We start from the raw sequence: 26,092 nt of genomic DNA, 5'->3' as shown, positions 1-26,092 counted from the left end.
GTTTCGCTACAACCACAAAAATTTTATGGAGAGGTTCGAATTTTTCGAAGTAGTAAATGACTAGGATTAAATAAAGGGAAAACGCTGCTTAGGGACTAAGCCTGAGCCTGGAGCTCTTGCCACAAATCACTGACAATCACGCGATCGGCCGGGCTTAACTCGGTACGCGCATCTTCTAAGCTGCTCTCAATGCGTGACTTCAGCTCAGTAATATCGCTAATCCCTTCTTCTTCACAAGACGCCGCGGATAAAGAGATGTGACCACGTAAATAACCACCAGCAAACAATTCATCGTCAGATGCTGTTTCAATTCGAGCATCAATCAGTTCCAGTAGTTTTTCTTCAAATTCAATAATCATGGTGTATCTCTGAGGTTATTAGTGGTTATTTAACGCAAAAGTCCGACGCTTCCAATGGCTTAGTTTGATAAAATGCGCGCAGGGCATCAGAAAGCATTTTCACTCGCAAAGGCAAGCCAACGTCCAAAATACCTAGCACTTCTTTATGCACTTTTTTCATAAAGCCGAGCCTATCTGGTTCAAAATCGCCGTGTAGATTGTCACAACTCACCGTAAAAGGGAAGCCAGCGCTTTGTGCCAGAATCCATTCATAAGCTTGAGGTCGCACTTCAACTTTCTCAAACTCCGCTTGAACTTCTGCTGTTCGCCCATCAGGTTCATACCAATAACCAAAATCTTCCAGCAAACGACGCTCTGGACCAGCCACACACCAATGCGAGATCTCGTGTAAAGCAGAGGCGTAAAAACCCCGAGCAAAAATAATCCGATGATGAGGGTGTTCATCATCAGCAGGAAGATAAATAGGCTCATCACCACCTAACTCTAATTTCGTATTAAATTGTTCTAAAAAGGTGTCATTAAAAATGGTGATTAAGTCTTGGTATTCGTGGGTCATCGTCGAGTTTGTACTTCAGTTTGACATGCGCTGCATATTGTCGCTGTTTTTAGCTATGAGGTAAAGGCACCCCCACATTTTTGGTTATTAGTTGAATTTATCTGAAGGTCGCTTTCTCCATACAATTTCTCATTCGTCAGCGTACTTATTTACCACTACACTCTCGCCTTATTTTGATGCCGTTCAAACCGCTATTTTTAAGCCGTTTGATTACAAGCATGTTGCTGGTTTTAATCACTTTTTAAGAGAGATAGAACCGTTTGTAAGTGTTGTTACTTCGCCTACGCTGATTCTCGTAGAACGTAGTGACTTTTTACGTTGAGTGTTTCCCTATGTTGCTAAGTGTGTTGTATATCATTGGTATCACGGCTGAAGCCATGACAGGTGCGTTAAGTGCTGGTAGAAGAAAGATGGACTGGTTTGGTGTTATGTTGGTGGCCAGCGCAACGGCCATTGGTGGTGGCACCGTACGTGACATTCTATTAGGCCACTACCCTCTTGGTTGGGTAAAAAACCCAGAGTTCCTTGCAATTACGTGTGTTGCAGGTGTGCTAACAACAGGTTTAGCGAAATGGGTGATTAAGCTAAAAGGCCTGTTCATTCGCCTCGATGCATTAGGTTTAATCGTGTTTAGTATCATCGGAACAAAAATTGCGATGGGCATGGGCTTGCACCCTGGTATTTGTATGGTTTCAGCGTTAGTAACTGGTGTATTCGGTGGGCTACTTCGCGACTTGATCTGTCGCCAAACACCATTGGTACTGCATGAAGAGCTTTACGCTTCTGTCGCTCTTATCGCATCAGGAATGTACTTAGCGCTATTAGAATTCAATGTTCCCGATGTCACTGCCACTATTATTACACTGGTTACTGGTTACATGTTGCGTATGGCTGCGGTACGCTTTAAGTGGCGTCTGCCTTCTTTTCATTTGGAAACCGAAGGCTCGATTCATTAAGCAAAAACTACTTAAACAAAAAAGGTTGCCTGATAAAATTGTGCCACCCGCGATTCAGTGAGTGGCATAATTTTATATTCAGTCATCCTGAACAGCGACGAAGGAGCATGATTCAGGATCTATTATCCGAGCACTCTGTTGTCAGAGATGTTTCTTTCTCTTTTCATCGCGCTGAAATTAGATTCCTAGTCTCGCTATAGCTCGCTGGAATGACACAAAGCTCTTAAATCTTCGGTGTTTCAGTTGTTACGCCATGGTTTTGACCACGGTGGCGTAGTAAATGATCCATCACCACAATAGCCAGCATCGCTTCTGCGATAGGCACAGCACGAATACCCACACATGGGTCATGACGACCTTTGGTGATCAACTGAGTTGGTTCACCTTCTTTTGTGATGGTCTCACCCGGCACAGTGATACTTGATGTTGGCTTAAGCGCAATGTTTGCGACAATGTCTTGACCAGTCGAGATACCACCAAGAATGCCACCCGCATGATTACTACCAAAACCTTCAGGAGCAAGCGTATCACGGTGCTGACTGCCTTTTTGGTTTACCACCTCGAAACCGTCTCCGATTTCCACGCCTTTCACCGCGTTGATGCTCATTAGTGCGTGCGCGATGTCTGCATCCAAACGGTCAAATACGGGTTCCCCAAGACCAACAGGCACGTTAGTTGCCACAACCTGGATTTTTGCGCCAATAGAGTCGCCTTCTTTTTTCAGGTCACGGATAAGTTGGTCAAATGCTTCTACTTTGTCAGCATCAGGGCAGAAGAATGCATTGTTCTCGATTTCGTTCCAATCTACCTTGTCGATAGATACATCACCCATTTGTGACAAGTAAGCACGAATCTCAACACCAAACTCATCTTTTAAGTATTTCTTCGCGATTGCACCAGCAGCCACACGCATTGCGGTTTCACGAGCTGAAGAACGGCCGCCACCGCGATAGTCGCGGATGCCATATTTTTGGTGGTAAGTGTAATCAGCATGACCCGGTCTGAACTTATCTTTGATGTCAGAGTAGTCTTTTGAGCGCTGATCGGTGTTTTCAATTAGCAAACCGATCGATGTGCCCGTGGTTTTGCCTTCAAAAACGCCAGAAAGAATTTTAACTTCATCCGGTTCACGACGTTGTGTGGTGTAACGTGATGTGCCTGGACGACGGCGGTCGAGATCGATTTGTAGATCTGCTTCTGTAATTTCCAACCCCGGAGGACATCCGTCTACGATACATCCCAGTGCGATACCGTGACTTTCCCCGAATGTCGTCACTCGGAAATGTTGTCCGATACTGTTTCCTGCCATTACTTCCTCAAGTTTTTATCGCCACACTCTCTCAAAACAGAGCATAGCTGCTTTCCAATTCTTCGTGGATTCATAGTGGCTTTATTACGTTTTGATGTAAAGAGTTAATATCGGCGAGGTATGCATAAAAAAAACACCGAGCATAAAGCTCGGTGTTTTGATGTTTAGTGCAAGACTCTATTAGTCTTTGTACAGTTTAAACTCTTCTGCACACTCAACCAGCTGGTCACGCGTTAGCATAAATACGCCATGACCACCGTTCTCGAACTCAATCCAAGTAAATGGAATCTCTGGGTACTGTTCCATCATATGAATCATTGAGTTGCCGACTTCACAAATAAGAATGCCGTTATCTGTTAGATAATCTGGCGCGTTAGCAAGAATACGACGCACTAGTTTTAGACCATCCGTACCCGCAGCTAAACCAAGCTCAGGCTCATGCGTGAACTCATCTGGCAGGCTGTTCATGTCTTCTTCATCCACATATGGTGGGTTGGACACGATTAGATTGTATTTCTCTTTTGGAAGATCACGGAACAAATCAGAGCGAATTGGGAACACTTGCTGCTCCATACCGTGATCTTGTACGTTTTGCTCAGCCACTTGTAGAGCATCTGTAGAGATGTCGATCGCATCCACTTCTGCTTCAGGGAAAGCGTGCGCACAAGCAATCGCGATACAACCAGAACCCGTACATAGGTCCATGATGCGCGTAGGCTCTTCCACCAACCAAGGTTGGAATTCCGCTTGAATCAATTCGCCGATAGGAGAGCGTGGCACAAGTACACGCTCATCAACGAAGAACTCAAGACCGCAGAACCATGCTTTGTTGGTTAGGTATGCTGTTGGCGTACGCTCGTTGATGCGTTTTACTACGCGCTCAACAATACGCAGACGCTCGCTTGTCGTTAGGCGAGAGTTCAATACGTGCGGAGGCACATCAATCGGCAAGTATAAGGTTGGCAGGATAAGCTGAACTGCTTCATCCCACGCATTATCAGTACCATGACCGTAAAACAGGTTCGCTGCATTAAAGCGGCTTACCGTCCAACGAATCATATCTTGAAGGGTATGCAGCTCCGATACCGCTTCTTCTACAAAAATCTTATCCAAAATTGCCTCCGAAAAGCGCTACAATACTGCCAATAAAGTTTATTAATGAAATTGTTTACCTAATGAGCAAAAAAGACACCGAGAACGATGACGATTTCGCCTTGTTTCAGGAAGCAGTACAGGGCGTAAAAAAGTTGCGACAGGATACCATAATCCAGCAACCAAAAAAAAATACTAAGCAAAAAGAAATCAAGCGCTCCAACCGTGAAGCGAGTGACTCTGAATTTTACTTTTCAGACGAGTTTGTCCCTCTATTAAACGATGAAGGTCCAACTCGTTATGCACGTGACGACGTCTCCACTTATGAAGTCAAACGTCTACGTCGTGGCGTGTATGTACCGGACGTGTTCCTCGATATGCACGGCATGACACAGCAAGAAGCAAAACGCGAGCTTGGTGCGATGATAGCCTATTGCATCAAAAACGAGATTCATTGTGCGTGTGTGCAACATGGTATTGGGAAACACATCCTGAAACAGAAAGCCCCACTTTGGTTAGCACAGCATCCTGACGTTATGGCTTTTCACCAAGCGCCACTAGAATTTGGTGGTGATGGTGCGTTGTTAGTGTTGCTTTCTATTCCTGAAAAGTAACAAGCTTGCTGTAGACACGACGAAACGAAAAGGCAGGGATATCCTGCCTTTCTTATTCGGTCTCTAATTTGCAAACGCTTATTTTGGTTTAGACACTTATGGCGTAATATGCCATAGCACTTCACCATTTTGTGTTTGTAAATCATATTCAATGCACACTAGCCCTGATGTAGGAAACATCGGTGGTGTCATGTCTTTTACAAACTCTGAAGTCAGATAACCGACCAAAGGCAAATGCGATACGAACAAAAGCGAGTCCAATTGTTCGACTTCTATTAACGCACTTGCGAAATCGAAGACATGCTCGGACTGGCCATAAGGTGTAATATCTTCACAAGTTTCAATGCTTTTTGCAGAGAAATACGCACTGATCTCTTGCCAAGTTTGTTGAGCTCTAATGTACGGACTCACCAACACTTTATCGAATTGCGCAAAACCCTGTTCTTTACAGGCTCTCGCAACCGCTTCTGATTCGACTCTGCCTCTTGGGGTCAATTGTCGTGCTGCGTCTGAATCTGCAAAATGCTCGGCTTCACCGTGACGCATGATGAATATTTTCATGTTATTTCCTAGGGATAGCTAACGCTACCAAAAGGTTGACTGCTATCTTTATTAGATAGACGGGGCTAACTTTAACAATGACGAAACAAAAATACTGATATAATTATCTGTTCATTATACCAATTCGCTTGTTAAAGATAGCGACTTTCTTAACAATCTATTAAAAGAATGTACTCAGTTCATCACACTATTTAACTGTGCAATGAGTTCAGAGCATTCACTCAAACAGTTCTTCCCCATACGCAAACGCGATGGGCCTGTGCAGAAGTCTACGAATAACAAAAATACGGCAAGCAGTATTTGTCGAAACGCAAACTTTGCGCCCCCCCGCGAGGGGAGCCTAAATTACTGTAATGCGAAATCTGGAGACGCATCGTGCATCTAAGTCCTAACGATTCAAATCAATACCGCTACATTACCTTGAGCAATGATCTGCGTGTACTGCTGATTCATTCCGATACGGCTCAACAGTCGGCAGCTGCTCTGGCAGTGAACGTTGGACACTTCGACGACCCAAACGATCGCCAAGGTCTGGCACACTATTTAGAACACATGCTTTTTTTGGGTACGGAAAAATACCCTAAAGTGGGCGAATTTCAAAGCTATATTAGCCAACACGGTGGAACAAACAACGCTTGGACTGGTACAGAGCACACTTGTTTCTTTTTCAATATTGCTCCAAATGCCTTTGAAAGTGCCTTAGATCGATTTAGCCAATTTTTTACCGCACCTTTGTTTAACGAAGAAGCATTAGACAAAGAACGCCAGGCTGTCGACTCCGAATACAAGCTCAAACTCAATGATGATTCTCGTCGCCTGTATCAAGTTAACAAAGAAGTCATCAATCCAGAGCACCCGTTTTCAAAATTCTCTGTCGGAAACTTAGATACTCTTGGCGACCGAGATGGTAAATCCATCCGCGACGAAATTGTGGAGTTTCACCACTCTCAGTATTCCGCCGATTTGATGACACTGACTCTATTTGGGCCACAGCCGCTCGATGAACAGCAAGCTTGGGTAGAAGCCATGTTTGCCGACATCCCAAATCACCATCTTCGTGGAAAATCGATTGATGTACCGATCGGCACTGAGGAAAGCACGGGCATTTTGGTTCAAGTCGAGCCGCTCAAAGAGTTCCGTAAACTGATTCTCACATTCCCCATGCCAGGAATGGATGCGCATTATAGCGTGAAGCCACTCTCCTACTTTGCTCACCTGTTGGGTTATGAAGGAGAAGGCAGTTTGATGCTTCAACTCAAAGAAAAAGGCTGGATTACCTCTCTCTCAGCGGGCGGCGGCGCGAGTGGCAGTAACTACCGAGACTTTACCGTAAGCTGCACCCTGACGCCAAACGGCTTAGATCATGTTGATGATATCGTTCAAGCGGTTTTTCAATACCTCTCGATGATCAAACAAGACGGGTTAGATGAATGGCGCTATCTCGAAAAACAAGCGGTCTTAGAATCGGCTTTCCGCTTCCAAGAGCCATCGCGCCCAATGGATCTCGTCAGCCATCTGGTGATCAACATGCAGCACTATCAACCGGAAGACACGGTTTATGGTGACTACAAAATGGCGGGCTACGATGAGGAGTTACAGCGTTCATTGCTGCGATACTTAACCATCGATAATGTACGCGTCACTTTGATTGCTAAAGGCCTGGAATACAACCGTACTGCCGAATGGTACTTTACCCCGTACTCCGTCACACCTTTTAGTGAGGACCAACGTCGTTTCTATCAACAAATCGACCCAAGCTGGCAATTCGTCTTACCGAAAAAGAACCCTTATATTTGCTACGACCTCGACCCCATGCCACTCGAAAATGGTGATTCGCTGCCAGAGTTGATTGAGGATCTCGAAGGGTTTCGGCTGTGGCATTTGCAAGATGACGAATTTCGCGTGCCTAAAGGTGTCGTTTATGTCGCTATCGACAGCTCTCATGCCGTTGCATCACCAAAGAACATCGTCAAAACGCGCTTATGTGTAGAGATGTTCCTCGATTCGCTAGCAAAAGAAACCTATCAAGCAGAAATCGCAGGGATGGGTTACAACATGTACGCTCACCAAGGTGGCGTGACCTTAACCCTCTCAGGGTTCAGTCAAAAGCTGCCTCAGTTGCTAGAAATGATTCTGCACCGTTTTGCTTCTCGAGATTTCAGCCCTGCTCGCTTTGAAACCATCAAACAACAACTGTTACGAAACTGGAGAAATGCTTCACAAGATCGCCCTATTTCGCAGCTGTTTAACGCACTTACTGGGTTACTTCAACCCAATAACCCGCCTTTCGCAACCTTAGTCGAAGCGCTAGAAGAAATCGAAGTCGATGAACTCTCGGTATTCGTAGAATCCATTCTTGCAGAACTGCACGTTGAAATGTTTGTTTACGGAGACTGGCAACGCCAGCAAGCCCATGACATGGCTACGACCTTGAAGGATGCTCTAAGAGTTAACGAGCAACGTTATGAAGAGGCACTTCGTCCGCTCATTATGCTAGGTAAAAATGGCAGTTTTCAACGTGAGGTGCATTGTAACCAGCAAGATTCCGCGGTCGTTATTTACCACCAGTGCGAGGATATTGAGCCTCGTAGTATCGCGCTATACTCATTGGCCAATCACCTTATGTCGGCAACGTTTTTCCACGAAATCCGTACCAAGCAGCAATTAGGTTACATGGTAGGCACTGGCAATATGCCGCTAAATCGTCACCCTGGTATTGTACTGTATGTGCAGTCACCTAATGCAGCACCTGCCGAGCTGGTTACCTCAATCGATGAGTTTTTAAATGCCTTTTATATGGTGTTGTTAGAGTTAAACGATTACCAATGGCACAGCAGTAAGCGCGGCTTGTGGAACCAAATAGCAACGCCGGACACCACACTTCGAGGACGGGCTCAACGTCTTTGGGTTGCGATAGGAAATAAGGACACTGAGTTTAACCAACGTGACAAGGTACTGGCGGAGTTGAAGAAGCTGACGCGCGCAGACATGATTCGCTTCGTTGTGAACGAATTGAAACCTCGTACTGCAAATCGTTTGATCATGCACTCTCAAGGTCAAGCGCATTCGGAGGCTCCGCGCATCCATCTAGGACAAGAAATAGGATCGATTGAAGAGTTCCAACTTCGGCCAAAAGATTGCGGCTTGGGGTGATCTAGTTGCGCAGAAATAAAATTGTCGATTACTAGAATGAACCTACAAACCCATGAGGTTGTCGGTCTCATAGATTGAATCGGCACCATAATTGGCAGAAAATTGAAATTGCGCCATTGCGGCTTATGCTCTAATTACCGCACTAAAAATAACTTAATGAGGTAATCATGAAAAAAGCACTTTTACTTGTGGCTCTTATACTGCCATTGGCATCTGCTCACGCTGAAATCTCAGTCAAAGGCGATGGTTTCGAACTAAGTGACGACTGTGTGCGCCTTAGCGGAGACAATGTATCCATCAAATCAGATGATTGCTCTTCAAAACAGTGGAATGATAAAGACAAAAAAGGTAATAGCAGCGTTCATGGGGACGACAACCCTGGTAAAGGCCACAATAAAGATAAGAAAGACAAGAAGAAGTAACCATTTCTTCTTTATGAAAAAGGCTTGCCACTGGCAAGCCTTTTTCTCTACCGAAGCAACGTTTAATAGAACGTTGTCCCTTCACCAGCTCGAGTGAGCAAACCATCACATGGCGCGTAACGATCGCCATATTTCGATGCAAACTCATTCATTTTCTCTACGAGCTCCTTAATACCAAATTGGTCCATGTAACGGAACGGGCCACCCAAGAACGGTGGGAAACCAATACCAAATATCGCGCCAATATCACCGTCACGTGGCGAGCGAATGATGCCATCATCCAAACAACGTACCGCTTCATTCAGCATTGGCAGCACACAGCGCAACGCAATATCGTTATCGCTTAGCTTAGATTCAGGGTCGAGCTTAAGCAGTTTGTAAACCGATTTGTCGACATCTTTCTTCTTGCCCTTGTAAGTGTAAAACCCCTTACCACTCTTGCGTCCTTTACGTCCATCATTTAACAAGATATCAAACACATCCGGCCCTTTGAATCGGTCACCTAACTCATTAACCAGGATCGGCATAATTTTCGCGCCAATGTCGACACCAACTTCATCCAACAAGGTAATCGGGCCAACAGGGAAACCAAAATCAAGCAACGCCGTATCAATCTTTTCGATCGGTTCGTTAGCCAACAAAATATGCGCCGCTTCGTTCATGTATGGAGCAAGAATGCGGTTCACGTAAAAGCCCGCTTTGTCTTTCACTACGATCGGGGTTTTACCTTGCTTCTTAGCAAGTGCAACAACTGTTGAAACGGTTTCATCTGACGTCGTTTCATGCGGAATCACTTCCACCAACGGCATTTTTTCTACCGGGCTGAAGTAATGCAAACCCACTACGTTTTCTGGACGCTCCGCTTTTTCTGCAATTTTGTGGATAGGCAACGAAGAAGTATTGGTCGCAAAGATAGTTTCTGTCTTAGCGTTTGCTTCAATGTCCGCCACCATTTTTTGCTTAAGATCTAAGTCTTCAAAAACGGCTTCAATTACGACATCAATATGATTAAAACTGGTAAAATCGACACCACCAGACAGTTGCAGCATTTTCGCTTGCAGATCGGCCTTGGATAGAATGCGACGTTTGCGCTGTTTCTCAAATAACTTGTAGTTGTAGTTGAGCGCATTTAAAACGCCATCGTTGCTAACGTCTTTGATGCGAACAGGTACTTTTGCTTTTGCAACAGACACATGGCTGATTCCGGCACCCATCAGACCACCACCAAGCACACCAACTTTATGAACTGGTGCTGGTTTCGCATCCGTGCCATTTTCTTTCTTCATTTCTGTTGTGGCAAAGAAGATCGAACGGAGCGCTTTTGACTCTGAGCTCATCACAAGCTCACCGAAGCGCTTCGCTTCAAGTTCTTGACCTTTAGCGAAGCCTTTCTCTAAGCCATGTTGAATAACTTCTAGAATTGCAACCGTTGCTGGATAGTTACCGCGAGTTTTTTGATTCGTTTTCTTCGCAGCTTGCTCAAATACAAACTTGCGCCCTAGCCCGCTACCAGACATCACCTTTTCTTTCGTCGATAGCTTTTTCGTGCCCTTGTTTTTACCTTTGTCGATAAACTGTTTTGCTACGTCGAGCAAAATGGTGTCAGGCACACAGGCGTCCACAACGCCCAATTTTTTAGCTTTCTTCGCACGAAGTTGTTTACCCGTCAGGATCAAGTCCAACGACGGTAACAGGCCAATCAAACGTGGCAGACGCTGAGTACCACCAGAACCTGGCAATAAACCAAGTTGTACTTCTGGCAGACCTAAACGCGTTTTGTCAGAATCCGTACAAACACGATAATCACATGCAAGAGCCAGTTCTAAACCACCGCCCAAACATGGGCCATGAATAGCCGCAACGACAGGATAAGGTAAGTCCGATAGCTGCTGGAACAACTCCTGACCTTGCCTTGCTAAGGCTTCCGCTTCACTTGCTGTGGTGCATGCTTCTAGCATTCGAACATCAGCACCCGCAACAAAATTGTCCGGTTTTAGGGAGTGGATGATCATCCCTTTAATACCACTGGAGTCTTTTAGCTGAGCAAAAATTTCTTTCATTTCGTCAGCAAAAGCCGCCTGCAGCGTATTCATTTTTTCATTAGGAACATCGATGGCTAACCAAGCAATATTTTGCTCATCAACCTTTAGACTAAATGCTTTTTGCTCGCTCATTACTCAACCTCCAGAATCATTGCCGCACCAAGACCACCAGCAGCACATGCAGTATTCAATGCAATACCACCGCCACGGCGTTTTAGCTCTCGTAGGGTTTGCGTCATCATACGCGCACCAGTCGCAGCAAATGGGTGACCATAAGCAATTGATCCGCCAAGCACGTTGAACTTATCCATATCAATTTCACCAATCGCTTTTGAGCGACCAAGGTTTTCTTGAGCAAACTTATCGGAAGCAAACATCTTCACATTCGCCAATGCTTGAGCAGCAAAGGCCTCGTGCATGTCGATCAACGTCAGGTCTGACAGTTCCAAGCCTGTATTTTCAAGCACTTTCGCTGTGGCATAAGTCGGCCCCATCAGCATGTCCTTTTCCACGCCGATAGCAGAGAATGCATAACCTCGGATGTAACCAAGGATCTCCATTCCGAGCTCTTTCGCTTTACCTTCTCGCATCAACATCACTGCCGCACCACCATCAGTCAATGGCGTACTGTTCGCTGCCGTAACACTGCCATACTGACGATCAAACGCAGGTCGCAATTTCGCGTATCCCTCAACCGTTGAGTCATGACGGATATTGTTGTCTTCCGAAATCCATTTTTTGTATGGTTCAGGGAAAGCCGTCATCACTTCATCTTGGATTTTTCCTTCTTTCCAAGCCTGAGAAGCCAGCGTATGAGAACGATGTGCAAGCGCATCCTGTTCTGCGCGAGAAATACCATGTGTTTTAGCCATTTGCTCTGCAGTTTGTCCCATGGATAAACCCGTAGAGTACTCTGCTACTGCTGGTGGCACTGGCATCAGGTCTTTAAAGCTCAAGTTTTTGAGGATACTAAGCTTCTGACCCATTGTTTTTGTCTTACTAAGAGCAAGCAGATTAGCGGCCAGTTTCTTTGATACGCCAATAGGCAGGACGGAAGAAGAGTCTGCACCGCCAGCAATACCAATATCGATGGTTCCCGCCATGATGCTTTCTGCGACATTAACCGCCGCTTGAAAACTCGTCGCACACGCTCGAGTCACACTGTATGCATCAGTATGGATGTTCATACCAGTGCCTAACACGATTTCTCGTGCGATGTTTGGCGCTTCAGGCATTTGTACTACTTGTCCAAATACCACTTGTTCGATTAGCTTCGGATCAATATCTGTTCGAGCAAGCATTTCGCTTACTACCATTTTCCCTAAATCGACCGCTGGCACTTGGCTAAATTCCGTGCTTTGACGAGCAAAGGGAGTTCGAAGCCCCGCGACAATAGCGACACGCTCACCATTGCGTGTTTTTACTTCCTGCTTGCCCATTGTTTCTCCTTAAATACAAGAGGTCTGACCTGATGCATTGTAATGAATTTGTTAAATTTATCAAACGTGCGTTTAAATAAACGTGAAGCAAGTAGTTCAATTACTCTACTTCTTTGATTCTTATGCGATTACTAATGGTTAACTATAGAGAGTTAAAACGGTAAGAGGTATACGGAAAGTAAAATCGAAGCAAAAAAAAACCACACATAACTGTGTGGTCGGAATATCTATAAAACAATTAACTTACGCCAATTGAAAAGTAATCAGTTTCCTGATTAGGAGAAAGTAAAGTCAGCCTTCAAAAGGAAGTGTCATCTTGCTCAACATGTTAGTCGCAATGACTAACGAGATGACAAGGTGTACTATAACCCCTTCACTGCTTGATATTTTGAAATAGATCAATTTTATAGTGATTTTACGAGTTTTAAGCTCACCTAGAGCGATTATTGATTCAAAATAATTCAAGAATCCACCATCAGAAGTCCCTTTTAATGCTCCATCGAGTGAACTTATCCAAGCCATTGATTACTAATGATGATATTGTTAACAATATATATCAATTCGTGTTCGATGATATCTGACATTTGCGTATACACTTTTAGGTAACCACATGGCTTATTGTGTCAAAGGGGTTGCATGACAAATCCTGCAACCAAAACCGCTAAGCGATGAAGCAAGTAAAGTCATGCTCAGAACAAATAAGAAACTCACAGAGCGAGGATGGAGGCTCCTGTGGCCATATTAAAAATGTTTGGAAAGAAAAATTCCAACAGTCCGGTCAACTCTGATATGGACAAGCAAAGAAAATACGAAGCGCTCGTCCGAGGGTATCATCGTGACTTGTACCGCTACGCATATTGGTTGTGCAAAGATAAAGCGGTCGCGGAAGATCTAGTTCAGGAAACCTGTCTTAGAGCTTGGAAGTCACTCGATAGCCTCCAAGACGAAAAAGCTGCCAAGTCTTGGCTCATCACAATATTGAGACGAGAAAATGCGCGCCGCTTCGAACGTAAACAATTTGATTTAGTTGATATCGATGATTACGGCAATGATGCTAAAGTCAGCGATGAACCACATCATCAGCAAGAATGGCTGCAGGCACAGATCATGAAGCTCGATGTTGAATACCGTGAGCCTTTATTTCTCCAAGTTGTTGGTGGTTTCAGTGGAGAAGAAATTGGTGACATTCTTGATTTAAATAAAAACACAGTGATGACTCGACTATTTCGCGCTCGTAATCAACTTAAAGAGATGTTGGATTCTCAAGATACCAAGAGAGGACAAAAGAATGGATGATTTAGAATTTCGTCGTCGTATTTTGTCGGATCCAAAACAAAAGGATGAAGAGATTCTGCAAGCTTTAGCTGGTAGCGACGCCAACAATAAGTTTGTTGATGACGTTTTGGATCTCGATGTAAAAATTAAACAAGCCATGAATGTGGATGTACCCGAAGATCTCGCAGATAAGATTTTATTTAGCCAGACGTCGAGTGCACTTGATGAAGAGAAGGTCGTAAGACCAAACTTTGTCCGCAAAGCAATGGCACTTGCCGCTTCTATTGCGTTCACCGCAGGGTTATTAGTTGGCCAAGTAAACTGGGGAAATGTTTTGGTGTCTCCAGCACAAGCCAGTTTAGCGGATACCGCGATGAAACACGTTATTCATGAAGAACCGTTTGTTCGTCATCTTGATGAGGATGTACCGAGCTCGCAAATTAATGCGAAAATGTCGCCATTTCATTACCAGTTTAGTGAAAACTTTCCATATCACGTTTACTACCTAAACCACTGCGGTTTTGGCGAATCCAATGCGGTGCATATGGTGTTCCAAGGTCCAAAAGGTAAAGTAACGTTATTTATTACTGGTATTCCAAGCGAACAAAGTACCGACTTTAGTAAGGATGGCATGACCGGAATCGTTCAGCCCGTCGGGAGTTCAAGCCTGATTTTAGTCGGGGAAGAAGGTGAAAATATTGATGCGCTCGCTACGACTCTTGCATCAATGATTAAGCCGATGTAACAACTTCGACGATTTCCAGCCTTCAAAAGGTTAAATGCCGCTAAATGATCTTATTTAGCGGCATTTTTGTATAAATAGAACACAAAACATTCACCACCCCTATCGCATTTAGAGCTTAAACTCTAAATTATGCATTTTAAGTGCAATTTCCCGTCTTTTAGACATCATTTCTGCAATTTTTATTCAATTTTATCCAATGGTCGGATTTGTCCAAGCAACTATTGATACTACTATCTGCGCCACTGAGCAAAAGCTCAATTTATCGTCCAAAGAGACGAATCTAATAAGGAAAAACAAATGACTCAGAACACGCGTCTGTTTAAAAAGACTCTCCTTGCAGTAACGGTAGCTTTTGCCTCAGGTCAATCGATGGCAGCGGGTTTCCAAATCAACGCTCAATCAGCAACTGGCATCGGCCGTGCATTTGCTGGTGATGCGGTAATCGCAGATAATGCAGCAGTAATGGCTCGTAACCCAGCAGCAATGGCTCTGTTTGATAAAATGGAACTGTCGCTAGGTTTCGAAAGCATTACTTCAATGATTGAAGTGAAAGATGCGAAATATAACGTTAATACTCCTTTGGGCTCCAATACTGTAAGTGTTGCTGATACTGATGATGTGGGTGATACGTCAATAGCTCCAAACATTCACCTAATCGTTCCAGCAAATGACAAGTTTGCATGGGGCGTAAACGCATACTCTAATTTCGGCACTAAAACTGAATTTTCAGATAACTACACCGCAACAGAGTACGGTGGTCTTACGGATGTAAAAAGCTTCAACTTTGGATTGGCGGGTTCTTACCGTTTAAACGAACAATGGAGCTTTGGTGCTGGTTTAGATTTAATCTACGGCCAAGGCACAATGAAGCGTACAACTAGCTCTTCAGTCCCAAGGGTTGGCGGTCAAAAAATTCTGGACGTAGATAAAGCTGATGGTTGGGCTGTTGGTTTTAACGTAGGTACTGTGTACGAACTAGATGAAAACAACCGTTTTGGTCTAGCGTATCGTTACAGCCCTGAATTTACGGCGAAAGACGACAAAGGTCAGGAAATCACGCTACCTCTACCAGATATGGCCGAGTTTTCCGGTTTCCACAAAATCCAAGACACTAAATTTGCTGTACACTACAGCATCCAATACATCGGCTGGAAAGATTTCGACCAAATTGATTTTGAGAACCTAAATCAGGGTTTACTTAAAGGTGGTTACTCGAAAGACTATCAATGGCAAGATGGCTGGCACTACGCAATTGGTGGTACTTACTACCTAAACAACAACTGGACACTTCGTGCTGGTTACATGTACGACACAAGCGCTCAAGATAAAGTAACGTCTATCTCGGTACCAGACTCAGATCGCCAGTGGTTCTCCACAGGTTTCTCTTACCATATTGATAATAGCTCAAACATCGATTTTGGCTTCACGTACTTGTTAGGTGAAGATGTAAAAGTTAATGAGAATACTCAATTAGCTCCTGGTCTTTCTACCGGTGTAACAGCAACAACTCATGCTGATGCAATTCTATTCGGCTTACAATACAGCCGTAGCTTCTAAACGCTTCGCTGTTAGTTAGTAGAAAAATACTTTATATAAAAGGCTGGATTTCCAGCCTTTTTTCATATCTGCGATTTATTGCCCACTCAATTTGAGTGAACACGTGTATCTAAATCTCACAATTAGGACGCACAGCTGTTCGCTGAATTCCGTTTACAAGCCTTTCACAGTTAGATTATTAAACCACATAAATAATATTTGAAAGGATAATATTCCAAATGACCACTTACGCTGGATTTTCATTTCTAAAGTAAAAACTCTACCTTTAAACTTTCGTCCCACGTTATAAACAAATCAGCGAACATTCGAATGAAAACCAACAAGACTCTTCTATCAACAGCAGTGGCATTAAGCCTACTTGGCACAACGGGCATGGCTAACGCAGCAGGTTTCCAACTTGCTGAATATTCTGCAACAGGCCTAGGTCGAGCATATGCTGGTGAAGCTGCAATGGCTGACAACGCAAGTGCACAATGGCGTAACCCAGCAATGCTAACTTATTTGGAAGGCACTCAAGTGTCCGTTGGTGCAATCTATGTGAACCCAAATATTGATATTGAAGGTGATGTAAACTTCCACGGTAGCACTTCTTCTGCATCTTCAGATGACTTCGCACATGATGCAATCATTCCAAACTTCTACCTATCACACCAATATAATGAGAAATTCGCGATTGGTTTGGCATTTGGCACCAACTACGGCATGGAAACCGATTTAGGTAAAGGCTTTGGTGCCTCGCACTTCGGTAACGAAGCAAGCGTAACGACAATGGAAGCGAACTTGAACGCAGCTTACAAAGTCAATGAATCAATCAGCGTTGGTGGTGGTATCCGTTACATCATCGGCGAAGGCAGCTTTGGCGCAGCAGCTCCTAGGAATAACGTTGTAGGGTTAAATCCTGAAACTAATCAACCAATCAGTGTTCCTCAAGGTACCGCTCTAAAATACATGGAAGGTGACGATACCGCTTGGGGCTGGCAAGTTGGTACAGCATGGCAGATCAATGAAAATAACCGTATCGGCTTCGCGTACAAATCTGAAGTTGAACTAAAGCTTGAAGGCCATGCTGAAGGTCTTGGTTTTGGCTTCGGTACTTCTGAACGCGACAACGGCTACATGTATCTAAACCTGCCTGCAACGGCTGAGTTGGCAAGCTTCCACCAAGTAACAGACCAACTTGCGTTACACGCAAGCGTTAACTGGACGGATTGGAGCTCTTTCGAGAAATTGGAAGCACGTCTAAATACTGCTGGCACGCATATGGTTAAAGTAGAAAACTGGGAAGACAACTATCGCTTTGCTGTTGGTGCTACTTACCAGCTTGATCCTAAGCTAGCGCTACGCACTGGTATTGCATACGATACTTCAGCGGTAAGCGACAAAAACCGCACGATTACTATTCCAGAAACTGACCGTACTTGGCTAAGTATTGGCGCAACGTACGATTGGACGAAAGACTTCAGCCTAGACGCTGGCTTCACCTATATTTTTGCGAAAGACGCACCAATCGTTGAGTCTCGTGGTTACAAGTCAGACGACACTGCAGAACAAGTCGGCGGGCAATTTGTAGGCGAAACTACGGGTAATGTTTGGCTAATCGGTGTTCAAGCAAACTACCGTTTCTAACCAAGCTGCAAAATACAAAAAAGGCTTAGCATCAGCTAAGCCTTTTTTCATTTCTCGATTATGAAGAACAACGCTTAAAAGTCTTCTAGATATTCATCTAAATACTCTTCTTCTTCGATGTTAACTTCTTCTACCGTTTCAACTTCTGCTTTAAAGTTTTGACGCTGGATATAAACATCGCGAGTTAGAATATATGGATCCGGCGACGAGTCTAGCTGCGCTTCTTGCGGTACTAATAAAGCACGCTTCTCCATTCCTTCAAACGCCCACTTACCCAAACTCGCCCAGAAGTTGAGATAAGAGAGGGGTAAATACGTACTATCTACGGTATCTGTCACTTCACGTAAGGTATACGGACCATAACCTGGAACCATGAAGTAAGGACCATTTCCAACACCATAGTGGCCTACTGCATCACTGAACGCTTTCTCGTCGTACTTCGTAATACCCGCGGCACTTGCAATATCGAATAAACCGAAAATACCGAACGTCGAGTTAATCCAAAAACGGTTAAAGTGGTCCACGGCTTTCGTACCATTACCCATGATTAAGTTATTAACCATGCTTGCTGGCTCATCTAAGTTCGATAAGAAGTTAGCGATACCAGAACGAATAGGAACTGGCGTGTATTCTACATACGCAAGTGATACAGGACGAACCAAATACGGATCTAAATATTCGTAGTTGAGTTCCCACATGGTTCGGTTAAAGCCTTCCAACGGGTCATACACATCAGAAGTCGTTTGATTTGTTTCTTGTCCTGTTACTGCTTCATCAGGCGCACTTGAACAGCCAACCAGTCCAACGGCTAACAGCAACAAGAAGGTAGATTTACCCTTGTTATACATTTTATTTTCCATAACGACTATTAATGTACCTAAGTCACCCCGATTAACCATTGTACGTATGTTGAGCAGGATACATAGTAAAGATGACTCAGATATGGGAATAAATAAAGGCCAGCAATCGCTGGCCTTCGGTATTCTACTCGATCGTTTAGAGTCATACCACTAAAGGCAACTGACTCTACCTCGTTGTCATGTTTCAGAGACAGATGTTAACAATTAATACTGCTGATCAATGGTCACTTCTACTGGTGCGCCAAATTCAACGACGTCACTTTCTCCGTGCCAATCTTGATCACGCGTTGCTACGTTACCGTCAGAATCTACACGCACACGGACGATTAGCTTATCGAGTGAAGATAACTTTTGCCCTTGCATCATGGCATTGCCATCATCTAATACGACTGTGCGAGGGAAAGTACCTAGCGGATAACGAGCAGCAGCCACAGGCATCGGGGAGCCATCTGAACGATGTACTGACACAATCAGAACTGCGTTTGGATCCAACTGAGCATTTGGTGCCACATTAATTGTCACTGCTACACTCTTATCCGGTGAAACCGCTTCGCCCATTTGCTTACGAGCACTCTCAATACTGCGTGACAACATCTCGTAGCGACTATCTTCTGGACCAATCATTTGCTGCATGATTCCCCAGTACTTGATGGCTGCCGGGAAGTCTTGACGCTCAAACGCATCGAACGCTAACAAAGAAAACACACGCAGATCGACATAGTCTTGCTGCATCAGCTTGCCGAGTAATGAGCGAGCCGTCGCTTGATCCATTTCCTCTTGAGACAGCATCAGAGCTTGTGCATAACCCAACATCACATCAGGATCTTTTGGCTCTAGGCGGTACGATTTTTCCATCGCATCGATAGCTGTGGTGACATCACGATTTGCTAACGCAATACGACCTAGCAGTAACCAACCTGTCGAGTCTTCCGGCTGGTAATGTAAGCGAGTTCGAAGGGCAAGGGTCAAATCCGCCATTTCATCGTCACTCAGCGGCTCAGAAGAAGCCGACATCAGCTTTTTCGATAACTCAGGTAGATTTGCAGACACTTCTTGCCATTGAACAATATCGTCTGACGCGCCAAATTTATAATACAAACCATAGCTCAGCACCACCGTCAGAATTACCGATGGAACTAAAACCGCGATTGGAGAAACCTTAGTTTCTTTTTGCGCTTTATCACCAGGGATATCGTCAAGCAGTGATTGCTTTAGATCAGAAATCAGTTCGTCTTCACTTTCAACTAGACCTTCGTCAGTTTCTTCTGCAAGCTCAGATAGTCGGTCTTTATAAAATGCCTTGTTAAGCTCATCGCGTAACACATCATCATTGTTCGCTTTTTGTTTAAGCAGCGGCAAAGCCACCAGCGCACAAGCAATAAGCGTGAGAACAACGGTGGAAATCCAAAATAGTGTCATTACTTCTTATCTCCGTTGTTCTCTTCTTCAAGCAATGCTTTTAAACGAGCTTCTTTTTGCTCATCCCATTGCTCGTCACTGCTCGCTTTTGCCTTAACTTTAGATTTACGGCTACGCAGCACAATCAAACCAAAACCACCCAGTACTACAGCGAGTGGCCCTAGCCACAAAATCGCAGTCGCGACCGTAAATGGTGGGTTGTAAGTCACGAAGTTACCGTAACGGGCGATCATGTAATCAACAATCTCATCTTTGGACTTCCCTTCTTTGGTCATTTCGTACACCTTATGGCGTAAGTCCTGAGCAAGTTCAGCGTTAGAATCCGAGATCGTGTTGTTCTGACATTTAGGGCAACGGAGCGTATGGCTTAACTCTTTGAACTGCTGTTCTTGTTCCAAATTATCAAACTCGTACACTTCAATGGCCGCATGAGCAGCAAGAGATAATGTCATCGCAGCAAAAACGGCAAGAATTAGCTTTCTCATTGCTTCGCCTCCTCAACCAATTTGTTGTAAAGCGGCTCCAGTGTTTCTGACCAATTACGTGGGTTTACATCCCCTACATGGCGATAGCGAATCACACCATTTGCATCAATAATGAATGTTTCTGGAGCACCATAAACGCCAAGGTCAAGGCCAAGCATACCACTGCCATCAAATAGGCTGATCAAGTACGGGTTGCCGAGATCATTCAGCCAACCTATTGCTTTATTACGATCATCTTTGTAATTCATACCGATGATCTTAACGCCCTTACCCGCCAATTCGTTTAGGTATTTATGCTCTGCATAACACGTTGGGCACCACGTTGCCCAAACGTTCAAGAGCAACGGTTCACCTTTAAAAATTGATTGGTCGTACTGTTTTCCAGGCTCAGCCAGGTCTTCTAAATGAAACTCAGGAACTGGCTTGCCAACCAAAACCGACTCCAATTTAGTTGGATCATCGCCCTCTTGGTTACGCATTAATTGGGTTGCGAAAATGCCCGCTAGAATCATGAAAGCGACAAGCGGAATAAATAAGATTTTCTTATTCATGTTATGCCTCCTGCTCTTTTGACTTCGCATTTTTCTTCGGCGATTTACGGAAGCGGTAGCGTTTATCAGAAATCGCTAGTGCGCCGCCTAATGCCATAATCAAAGAGCCAGCCCAAATCCAACGAACGAACGGTTTATAGTAAATACGAACAGCCCAAGATCGGTTGTCGTCTAAACGTTCACCCATTGCAATGTATAAGTCGCGGCTAATACCACGGTCAATGGCTGCTTCAGTCATCATAGACTTAGCCGTACGGTAGAAGCGCTTCTCTGCGTGAAGCGTATTCACGTATTTGCCATCGTGTGTGATCTCAAAGTCTGCGATGTAGCCATCGTAGTTTGGACCATCTTTATCACGCAAGCCTGAGAAGTAGAAATCATAGCCTTGAATTTGGAAGTGTTCGCCAGGTGCTAAACGTACATCACGCTCGATGCTGTAGTTCTGTACCATCGCAATACCGATAACAGATACCGCCAGACCAACATGACCCAACATCATTGCCCAGTGGCTACGTTGCAGCTTGCGAACACCTTCACTAAAGCTATGACGGTGCGTTGCGCGCTCGTACAGTTCAAAGCCATGCATCGCAATAATCCAAATCGCCATCACCCAACCAATGTAAGCCATGGTTGAGAAGAAATCGGCAAACAGGTACACGCATAGCGCGGCCAAGGCGAAAGCAAGCACACCTGAAACGAGCATTGGTTTCACAAGTTTAGATAAATTGTCTCGCTTCCAACGAATAAGAGGGCCAATACCAAGCAGGAAAGCAAATGGCATCATTAACCACGCAAATAGCATGTCAAAGAATGGCGCACCGATAGAGACCGACCCCAAACCAAGCTGCTTGTGTACGAGCGGCAACAGTGTCCCCACTAACACCACAACAAGAGCGGCGATAAGTAATACGTTGTTGGCTAAGAGCGCATTTTCACGTGAGACTAAGTCGAAGTTACCTCGTACACGCACTGCTGCCCCTTTTACGGCAAACAGCAATAAAGAGCCACCGATAACGAAAACGAGGAAGCCTAGAATAAACATACCGCGCGACGGGTCAGACGCGAACGCGTGTACCGATACTAAAATACCGGAACGGACTAAGAAGGTGCCCAACAAACTCAACGAAAATGCAGAGATTGCCAATAGTACCGTCCACGCTTTAAATGTGCCGCGCTTTTCTGTCACGGCAAGAGAGTGCATTAATGCGGTACCCGCTAACCAAGGCATGAATGATGCGTTTTCTACTGGGTCCCAGAACCACCAGCCACCCCAGCCAAGTTCGTAGTAAGCCCACCAAGAACCTAGTGCGATACCAAGTGTTAAGAATACCCATGCTGCGGTTGTCCAAGGACGAGACCAACGAGCCCAAGCAGTATCAAGGCGTCCGGTCATTAGGGATGCGATCGCAAAAGAGAATGCAACCGAGAAACCAACATAGCCCATGTAAAGCATTGGCGGGTGAACAATCAAACCAGGGTCTTGAAGCAGAGGGTTCAAGTCACGTCCGTCAACCGGGAAGAACGGTAACGTACGTAGGAATGGGTTCGACGTTAGGATGATAAACAGTAGGAAACCCACTGAGATCATGCCCATAACAGCAAGTACACGTGCAACCGACTCTTGCGGCATACCACGACTAAACGTCGCTACAGCGACAGTCCAAGCAGCTTGGATTAAAACCCATAGCAACAGTGAACCTTCGTGTGCACCCCATACTGCGGTTAAACGGTAGTACCAAGGAAGCTGACTATTCGAGTTGCTCGCTACATACTGTAACGTGAAGTCGTTGGTATAAAATCCCCAACATAAAATGGCGAAAGAGAACAACAGCATCAGGAACATAGACCAAGATAGCGGTCGCGCTGTGTTCATTAGCATGGTGTTATTATTCGATGCTCCCCACAATGGCAATACGCTCAACAGCACTGCCATTGCAAGCGAAAGAATGAGAGCAAAGTGACCGATTTCAGCAATCATTGGCCGCTTCCTTGTTTCTGTTCGGTGCTGTATTGAAGCGGTTCATGCGTTTTCTTCATCGCTTCTGCAATTTCTGGTGGCATGTATTCTTCATCGTGCTTCGCTAGGACCTCAAATGCCTCAACTGTCGTGGCATCTTTCAGTACACCTTGAGCAACAATACCCTGCCCTTCACGGAACAAGTCAGGAAGAATACCGTCATAGGTAATCGTCACTTTCGGACCGACATCGTGCAGGTCAAAACTCACTTTCAAAGAATTAGGATCTCGACGAACTGAGCCCACAACCACCATTCCACCGATACGCAGACGCTGGCCTACTTCTGGCTTGGTGCCATCTGGCTTACCATTAACCAATTCCGTTGGAGTGTAGAAAAGGTCCATATTTTGATTAAGCGCATAAAGTATCAAACCAATGGTGGCACTAATACCGATAAAGATCGCTAGTACAATACCTAGCCTCTTTTTACGTCTCGGGTTCATAAGGTGTTCTCCATGTTCTTCGCTGCGTCGATACGAGCTTGACGGTCAATTTTTGCTTTCACTTCTTTCAATAATGCATCACCGCGGCGAAGGCTAGTGATCAGAAGAATCAGCATGGATAAGAAAGTAATACCAAACGCACTCCATACGTATGATGCGTAGCCACCCATGGCAAAAAAGTCGCTCAGAGATTCAAAATGCATAATCAGTTACCTCACTGAGTTTGTTCTGTTGCGAGTTTGCGCACCCAAGGGCGGTGACTTTCTTTACTGATGATTTCGTTACGAAAACGGACCATCGTCACGGCACCAAAGAAGAACGCAAAGCCAAAGATGTTCAGCAATAACGGCCAAAGCATGTCGGATGAAATAGAAGGTTGTTCAAATTTCGTGATCGTCGCACCTTGATGAAGCGTGTTCCACCATTCCACGGAAAAGTGAATGATAGGTAGGTTTACTACGCCTACGATCGCTAAGATACCAGCGGCTTTTGCAGCGGTTTTTTGATCGTCAAACGCATGGTAAAGCGCAATCACACCAAGGTAGAGAAATAGAAGAATCAATTCAGATGTAAGACGGGCATCCCATACCCACCAAGTGCCCCACATAGGCTTGCCCCAAACAGCACCTGTAAGTAGAGCAATAAAAGTAAATACTGCACCAATCGGAGCCATCGCAAGTGCCGCCATATCAGATAGGCGAACTTGCCATACTAGGCCAATAAATGCAGCGATCGCCATCGACATATAAACGCCCATAGACCAAATAGCTGATGGGACATGAATGTAGATGATTCGGAAACTGTCACCTTGTTGGTAATCTGAAGGCGCAAATGCAAGCCCCCAAACCGTACCAACCGATAAGCATACGAGGGCCAATACAGAAAACCAAGGCAGAAACTTACCACTCAAACGATAAGCTGCTTCTGGCTTGGCATAAGGATGTAGCCATTTCCACATGTTTTGTTCTCACTCTTACTTCAGGGACACTGTCTAAAGGGTTGAGACCGTAGCAGTGCTTTAATAATAATTCTTTGATCAAGCGCCGCTTCATTGGCACTTTATTGAGTTAGTTGACACTAACTCGTAATGCGGCACTGATGGCAAAAGGCGTTAATGTCATCGCCCCCATTAGCATCGCACCTAAAATCGCTAGTTGACCGTTATACGCCATACCGAGTGCGGCAGCATCAATTGCCGATGTTGCGAAAATCAAAATTGGGATGTAGAGCGGAAGAATAAGCAAACTCAAAAGAACGCCACCCTTTTGCAACCCAACAGTCAACGCCACACCAATGGCGCCAATAAAACTTAGTGTTGGTGTACCGATCATCAAGGTTAATACAACCGATAGCCAAGTATTGAAGTCGAGCGAAAGTAAAACCGCCAATAATGGGCTAATTAAAATCAGAGGTAACCCTGTTAACAACCAATGTGCTATGACCTTTGAAACCACTACAAGTTGCAATGGAATCGGCATTAGCATCATTTGTTCTAGTGCACCGTCTTGAAAATCATCACGAAATAGACGCTCTAATGATAATAAGGCGGACAGCAATGCGGCAACCCAAACGATGCCCGCTGCAATACGTGCTAACAAATTAGGTTCTGGTCCAATACTCAGAGGAAAGAGAGTAATGACAATAATAAAGAACCACAACGGGTTCAGAATGTCTGCCTGACGGCGAAATGCGATTAGGAGCTCACGACGAATGATGGTGGTCATCGAGGAAATCATATCAGTCACCCAGCTTTATTTTTCTAAGTTTCGGGCTGTCCGCAAACATATCTTGATGCGTCGTCAACACAACAATACCGCCATTATCAGCATGACTTGCGAACAAAGATTCAAGCACCTTGACGCCTTGCTTATCAATGGCAGTCAACGGCTCATCTAAAATCCATAAAATTTGCTTACTGAGCCATAACCTTGCCAATGCGACTCGTCGTTGCTGACCTGCGGAAAGTTGTGCTACAGGCACATCTTCTCGACCAGCTAATCCTACTTGAGTCAAAGCGATAAAGATTTCTTCGTCTGAAGAGCGATTATTTTGAATAGATTGATAAAAACGTAAGTTTTCTAATGCGGTAAGCTCTCGTTTCACTCCTGTTTGATGTCCTAAGAAAAGCAGATCTTGATGGAAAACATCACGAGATTTTTCAACCTCTTCGCCTTTCCATTTAATGACACCTTCTTCTCTATCACCTAACCCTGTCACAATCCGTAGCAATGTAGTTTTACCAGTACCATTACGCCCTTCGATCTGGACCAATTCACCAGGCTTAATTTCAAACTGCAGGTTTTCAAACAGAACCCTTTCATCACGGATTGCTGTCAGGTTAGACACTTCTAACATAGAGCTTCAACTAAAAAATGAACGAGCCGCTATATTAGCACAGCTTAGTTATGACAAAACAGGATAAGAGGGCTAGGTTACATGTAAGTTCATGTATTTTTGTTAATTAATCATCACACTTTAATAAAATTAACTATAAGTAGTTATAAGCGCTCATTTTGAATTTGAGAGGCCAGAACTAAGAGCAAGATCGACTGAAGGTTATCTAGGGTTGTATTTAAGAAGAGCATTAGCGGCTAAAAGTAAATTACCACCT

General features: G+C 44.6%; 25 protein-coding genes. 8 read left to right on the top strand and 17 right to left on the bottom strand.

Annotation, left to right across the window (positions count from 1 at the left end; all coding sequences use genetic code 11):
* Positions 1-95 precede the first annotated feature (95 nt).
* Positions 96-359 (bottom strand): YfcL family protein, encoded by a 264-nt coding sequence (locus KJB35_RS15450; RefSeq protein WP_005380548.1) that lies wholly within the window; start codon positions 357-359, stop codon positions 96-98.
* A 25-nt stretch (positions 360-384) separates the two neighbouring features.
* Positions 385-915 (bottom strand): elongation factor P hydroxylase, encoded by a 531-nt coding sequence (locus KJB35_RS15445; protein ID WP_005380546.1) that lies wholly within the window; start codon positions 913-915, stop codon positions 385-387.
* Positions 916-1,247: 332 nt separating this feature from the next.
* On the opposite strand from KJB35_RS15445, the gene KJB35_RS15440 reads away from it, so the two are divergent.
* A complete protein-coding gene (locus KJB35_RS15440) occupies positions 1,248-1,871 on the top strand; it encodes a trimeric intracellular cation channel family protein (RefSeq protein WP_005380544.1) in 624 nt (207 codons plus the stop codon).
* A 223-nt stretch (positions 1,872-2,094) separates the two neighbouring features.
* Here KJB35_RS15440 and aroC read toward each other — a convergent pair whose 3' ends face one another.
* Both aroC and prmB read right to left on the bottom strand, forming a co-directional pair.
* On the bottom strand, positions 2,095-3,180 hold the full coding sequence (gene aroC, locus KJB35_RS15435; RefSeq protein ID WP_031780893.1) for a chorismate synthase: 1,086 nt from the start codon (positions 3,178-3,180) through the stop codon (positions 2,095-2,097).
* Between the two features lie 180 nt (positions 3,181-3,360).
* Positions 3,361-4,293 carry a 50S ribosomal protein L3 N(5)-glutamine methyltransferase gene (gene prmB, locus KJB35_RS15430; RefSeq protein WP_005380541.1) on the bottom strand — a complete coding sequence of 311 codons (933 nt, stop codon included), beginning with the start codon at positions 4,291-4,293 and terminating at the stop codon, positions 3,361-3,363.
* A 62-nt stretch (positions 4,294-4,355) separates the two neighbouring features.
* Here prmB and smrB point away from each other — a divergent pair, with 62 nt between their 5' ends.
* Positions 4,356-4,886, top strand: a complete 531-nt coding sequence (gene smrB, locus KJB35_RS15425) for an endonuclease SmrB (RefSeq protein WP_005380539.1) — start codon at positions 4,356-4,358, stop codon at positions 4,884-4,886.
* A 96-nt stretch (positions 4,887-4,982) separates the two neighbouring features.
* Here smrB and sixA read toward each other — a convergent pair whose 3' ends face one another.
* Positions 4,983-5,447, bottom strand: coding sequence for a phosphohistidine phosphatase SixA (sixA, locus tag KJB35_RS15420; protein ID WP_005380537.1), 465 nt, complete (start codon positions 5,445-5,447; stop codon positions 4,983-4,985).
* Positions 5,448-5,822: 375 nt separating this feature from the next.
* Here sixA and KJB35_RS15415 point away from each other — a divergent pair, with 375 nt between their 5' ends.
* Both KJB35_RS15415 and KJB35_RS15410 read left to right on the top strand, forming a co-directional pair.
* Positions 5,823-8,600, top strand: coding sequence for an insulinase family protein (locus KJB35_RS15415; RefSeq protein WP_213908095.1), 2,778 nt, complete (start codon positions 5,823-5,825; stop codon positions 8,598-8,600).
* Positions 8,601-8,767: 167 nt separating this feature from the next.
* Positions 8,768-9,022, top strand: a complete 255-nt coding sequence (locus tag KJB35_RS15410) for a hypothetical protein (protein WP_005384444.1) — start codon at positions 8,768-8,770, stop codon at positions 9,020-9,022.
* Between the two features lie 62 nt (positions 9,023-9,084).
* Here KJB35_RS15410 and fadJ read toward each other — a convergent pair whose 3' ends face one another.
* Both fadJ and fadI read right to left on the bottom strand, forming a co-directional pair.
* Entirely contained in the window at positions 9,085-11,196 is a 2,112-nt protein-coding gene (fadJ, locus tag KJB35_RS15405; RefSeq protein WP_005384446.1) for a fatty acid oxidation complex subunit alpha FadJ, read from the bottom strand.
* Complete coding sequence (gene fadI / locus KJB35_RS15400; protein ID WP_005384447.1) at positions 11,196-12,503, bottom strand: acetyl-CoA C-acyltransferase FadI; 1,308 nt, start codon at positions 12,501-12,503, stop codon at positions 11,196-11,198. The genes fadJ and fadI overlap by 1 nt, the downstream gene beginning before the upstream one ends.
* Before the next feature lie 720 nt (positions 12,504-13,223).
* Here fadI and KJB35_RS15395 point away from each other — a divergent pair.
* The 4 genes from KJB35_RS15395 to KJB35_RS15380 all read left to right on the top strand — a co-directional run bounded on the left by KJB35_RS15395 (position 13,224) and on the right by KJB35_RS15380 (position 17,706).
* Complete coding sequence (locus tag KJB35_RS15395; RefSeq protein ID WP_033907378.1) at positions 13,224-13,799, top strand: sigma-70 family RNA polymerase sigma factor; 576 nt, start codon at positions 13,224-13,226, stop codon at positions 13,797-13,799.
* Positions 13,792-14,523, top strand: a complete 732-nt coding sequence (locus tag KJB35_RS15390) for a DUF3379 domain-containing protein (RefSeq protein ID WP_033907380.1) — start codon at positions 13,792-13,794, stop codon at positions 14,521-14,523. Before KJB35_RS15395 ends, KJB35_RS15390 begins: the two co-directional genes overlap by 8 nt.
* 297 nt (positions 14,524-14,820) lie before the next feature.
* Positions 14,821-16,080, top strand: coding sequence for an outer membrane protein transport protein (locus KJB35_RS15385; protein WP_285357319.1), 1,260 nt, complete (start codon positions 14,821-14,823; stop codon positions 16,078-16,080).
* A gap of 309 nt (positions 16,081-16,389) precedes the next feature.
* Entirely contained in the window at positions 16,390-17,706 is a 1,317-nt protein-coding gene (locus KJB35_RS15380; RefSeq protein ID WP_033907381.1) for an outer membrane protein transport protein, read from the top strand.
* Between the two features lie 74 nt (positions 17,707-17,780).
* Here KJB35_RS15380 and KJB35_RS15375 read toward each other — a convergent pair whose 3' ends face one another.
* From KJB35_RS15375 to ccmA, 10 genes are all read right to left on the bottom strand, one after another.
* Positions 17,781-18,554 carry a VacJ family lipoprotein gene (locus KJB35_RS15375; protein WP_005380523.1) on the bottom strand — a complete coding sequence of 258 codons (774 nt, stop codon included), beginning with the start codon at positions 18,552-18,554 and terminating at the stop codon, positions 17,781-17,783.
* Between the two features lie 216 nt (positions 18,555-18,770).
* Positions 18,771-19,985, bottom strand: coding sequence for a c-type cytochrome biogenesis protein CcmI (ccmI, locus tag KJB35_RS15370; RefSeq protein ID WP_005384453.1), 1,215 nt, complete (start codon positions 19,983-19,985; stop codon positions 18,771-18,773).
* The gene (locus KJB35_RS15365) at positions 19,985-20,470 is read right to left on the bottom strand and encodes a cytochrome c-type biogenesis protein (protein ID WP_005380519.1); all 486 of its coding nucleotides are present in this window, start codon (positions 20,468-20,470) and stop codon (positions 19,985-19,987) included. The genes ccmI and KJB35_RS15365 overlap by 1 nt, the downstream gene beginning before the upstream one ends.
* Entirely contained in the window at positions 20,467-21,021 is a 555-nt protein-coding gene (locus KJB35_RS15360) for a DsbE family thiol:disulfide interchange protein (RefSeq protein ID WP_005380518.1), read from the bottom strand. The genes KJB35_RS15365 and KJB35_RS15360 overlap by 4 nt, the downstream gene beginning before the upstream one ends.
* Before the next feature lies 1 nt (position 21,022).
* Positions 21,023-22,999: a heme lyase CcmF/NrfE family subunit gene (locus tag KJB35_RS15355; protein WP_017635943.1), complete on the bottom strand. Its 1,977-nt coding sequence runs from the start codon at positions 22,997-22,999 to the stop codon at positions 21,023-21,025.
* Positions 22,996-23,481: a cytochrome c maturation protein CcmE gene (gene ccmE, locus KJB35_RS15350; protein ID WP_005380516.1), complete on the bottom strand. Its 486-nt coding sequence runs from the start codon at positions 23,479-23,481 to the stop codon at positions 22,996-22,998. Before ccmE ends, KJB35_RS15355 begins: the two co-directional genes overlap by 4 nt.
* Positions 23,478-23,684: a heme exporter protein CcmD gene (gene ccmD / locus KJB35_RS15345; RefSeq protein ID WP_005380515.1), complete on the bottom strand. Its 207-nt coding sequence runs from the start codon at positions 23,682-23,684 to the stop codon at positions 23,478-23,480. Before ccmD ends, ccmE begins: the two co-directional genes overlap by 4 nt.
* Positions 23,685-23,695: 11 nt before the next feature.
* Entirely contained in the window at positions 23,696-24,439 is a 744-nt protein-coding gene (locus tag KJB35_RS15340) for a heme ABC transporter permease (protein ID WP_005380513.1), read from the bottom strand.
* Positions 24,440-24,548: 109 nt separating this feature from the next.
* Positions 24,549-25,217: a heme exporter protein CcmB gene (gene ccmB / locus KJB35_RS15335; RefSeq protein ID WP_005380512.1), complete on the bottom strand. Its 669-nt coding sequence runs from the start codon at positions 25,215-25,217 to the stop codon at positions 24,549-24,551.
* A gap of 1 nt (position 25,218) precedes the next feature.
* Positions 25,219-25,836, bottom strand: a complete 618-nt coding sequence (gene ccmA, locus KJB35_RS15330; RefSeq protein WP_005380511.1) for a cytochrome c biogenesis heme-transporting ATPase CcmA — start codon at positions 25,834-25,836, stop codon at positions 25,219-25,221.
* Positions 25,837-26,092: the final 256 nt, after the last annotated feature.

This window comes from Vibrio sp. D431a, from assembly GCF_030248655.1.
Taxonomy (GTDB): domain Bacteria; phylum Pseudomonadota; class Gammaproteobacteria; order Enterobacterales; family Vibrionaceae; genus Vibrio; species Vibrio alginolyticus.
Note: the sequence above shows the minus strand (reverse complement) of the source record. Positions and strands in the feature narration are given on the sequence as shown.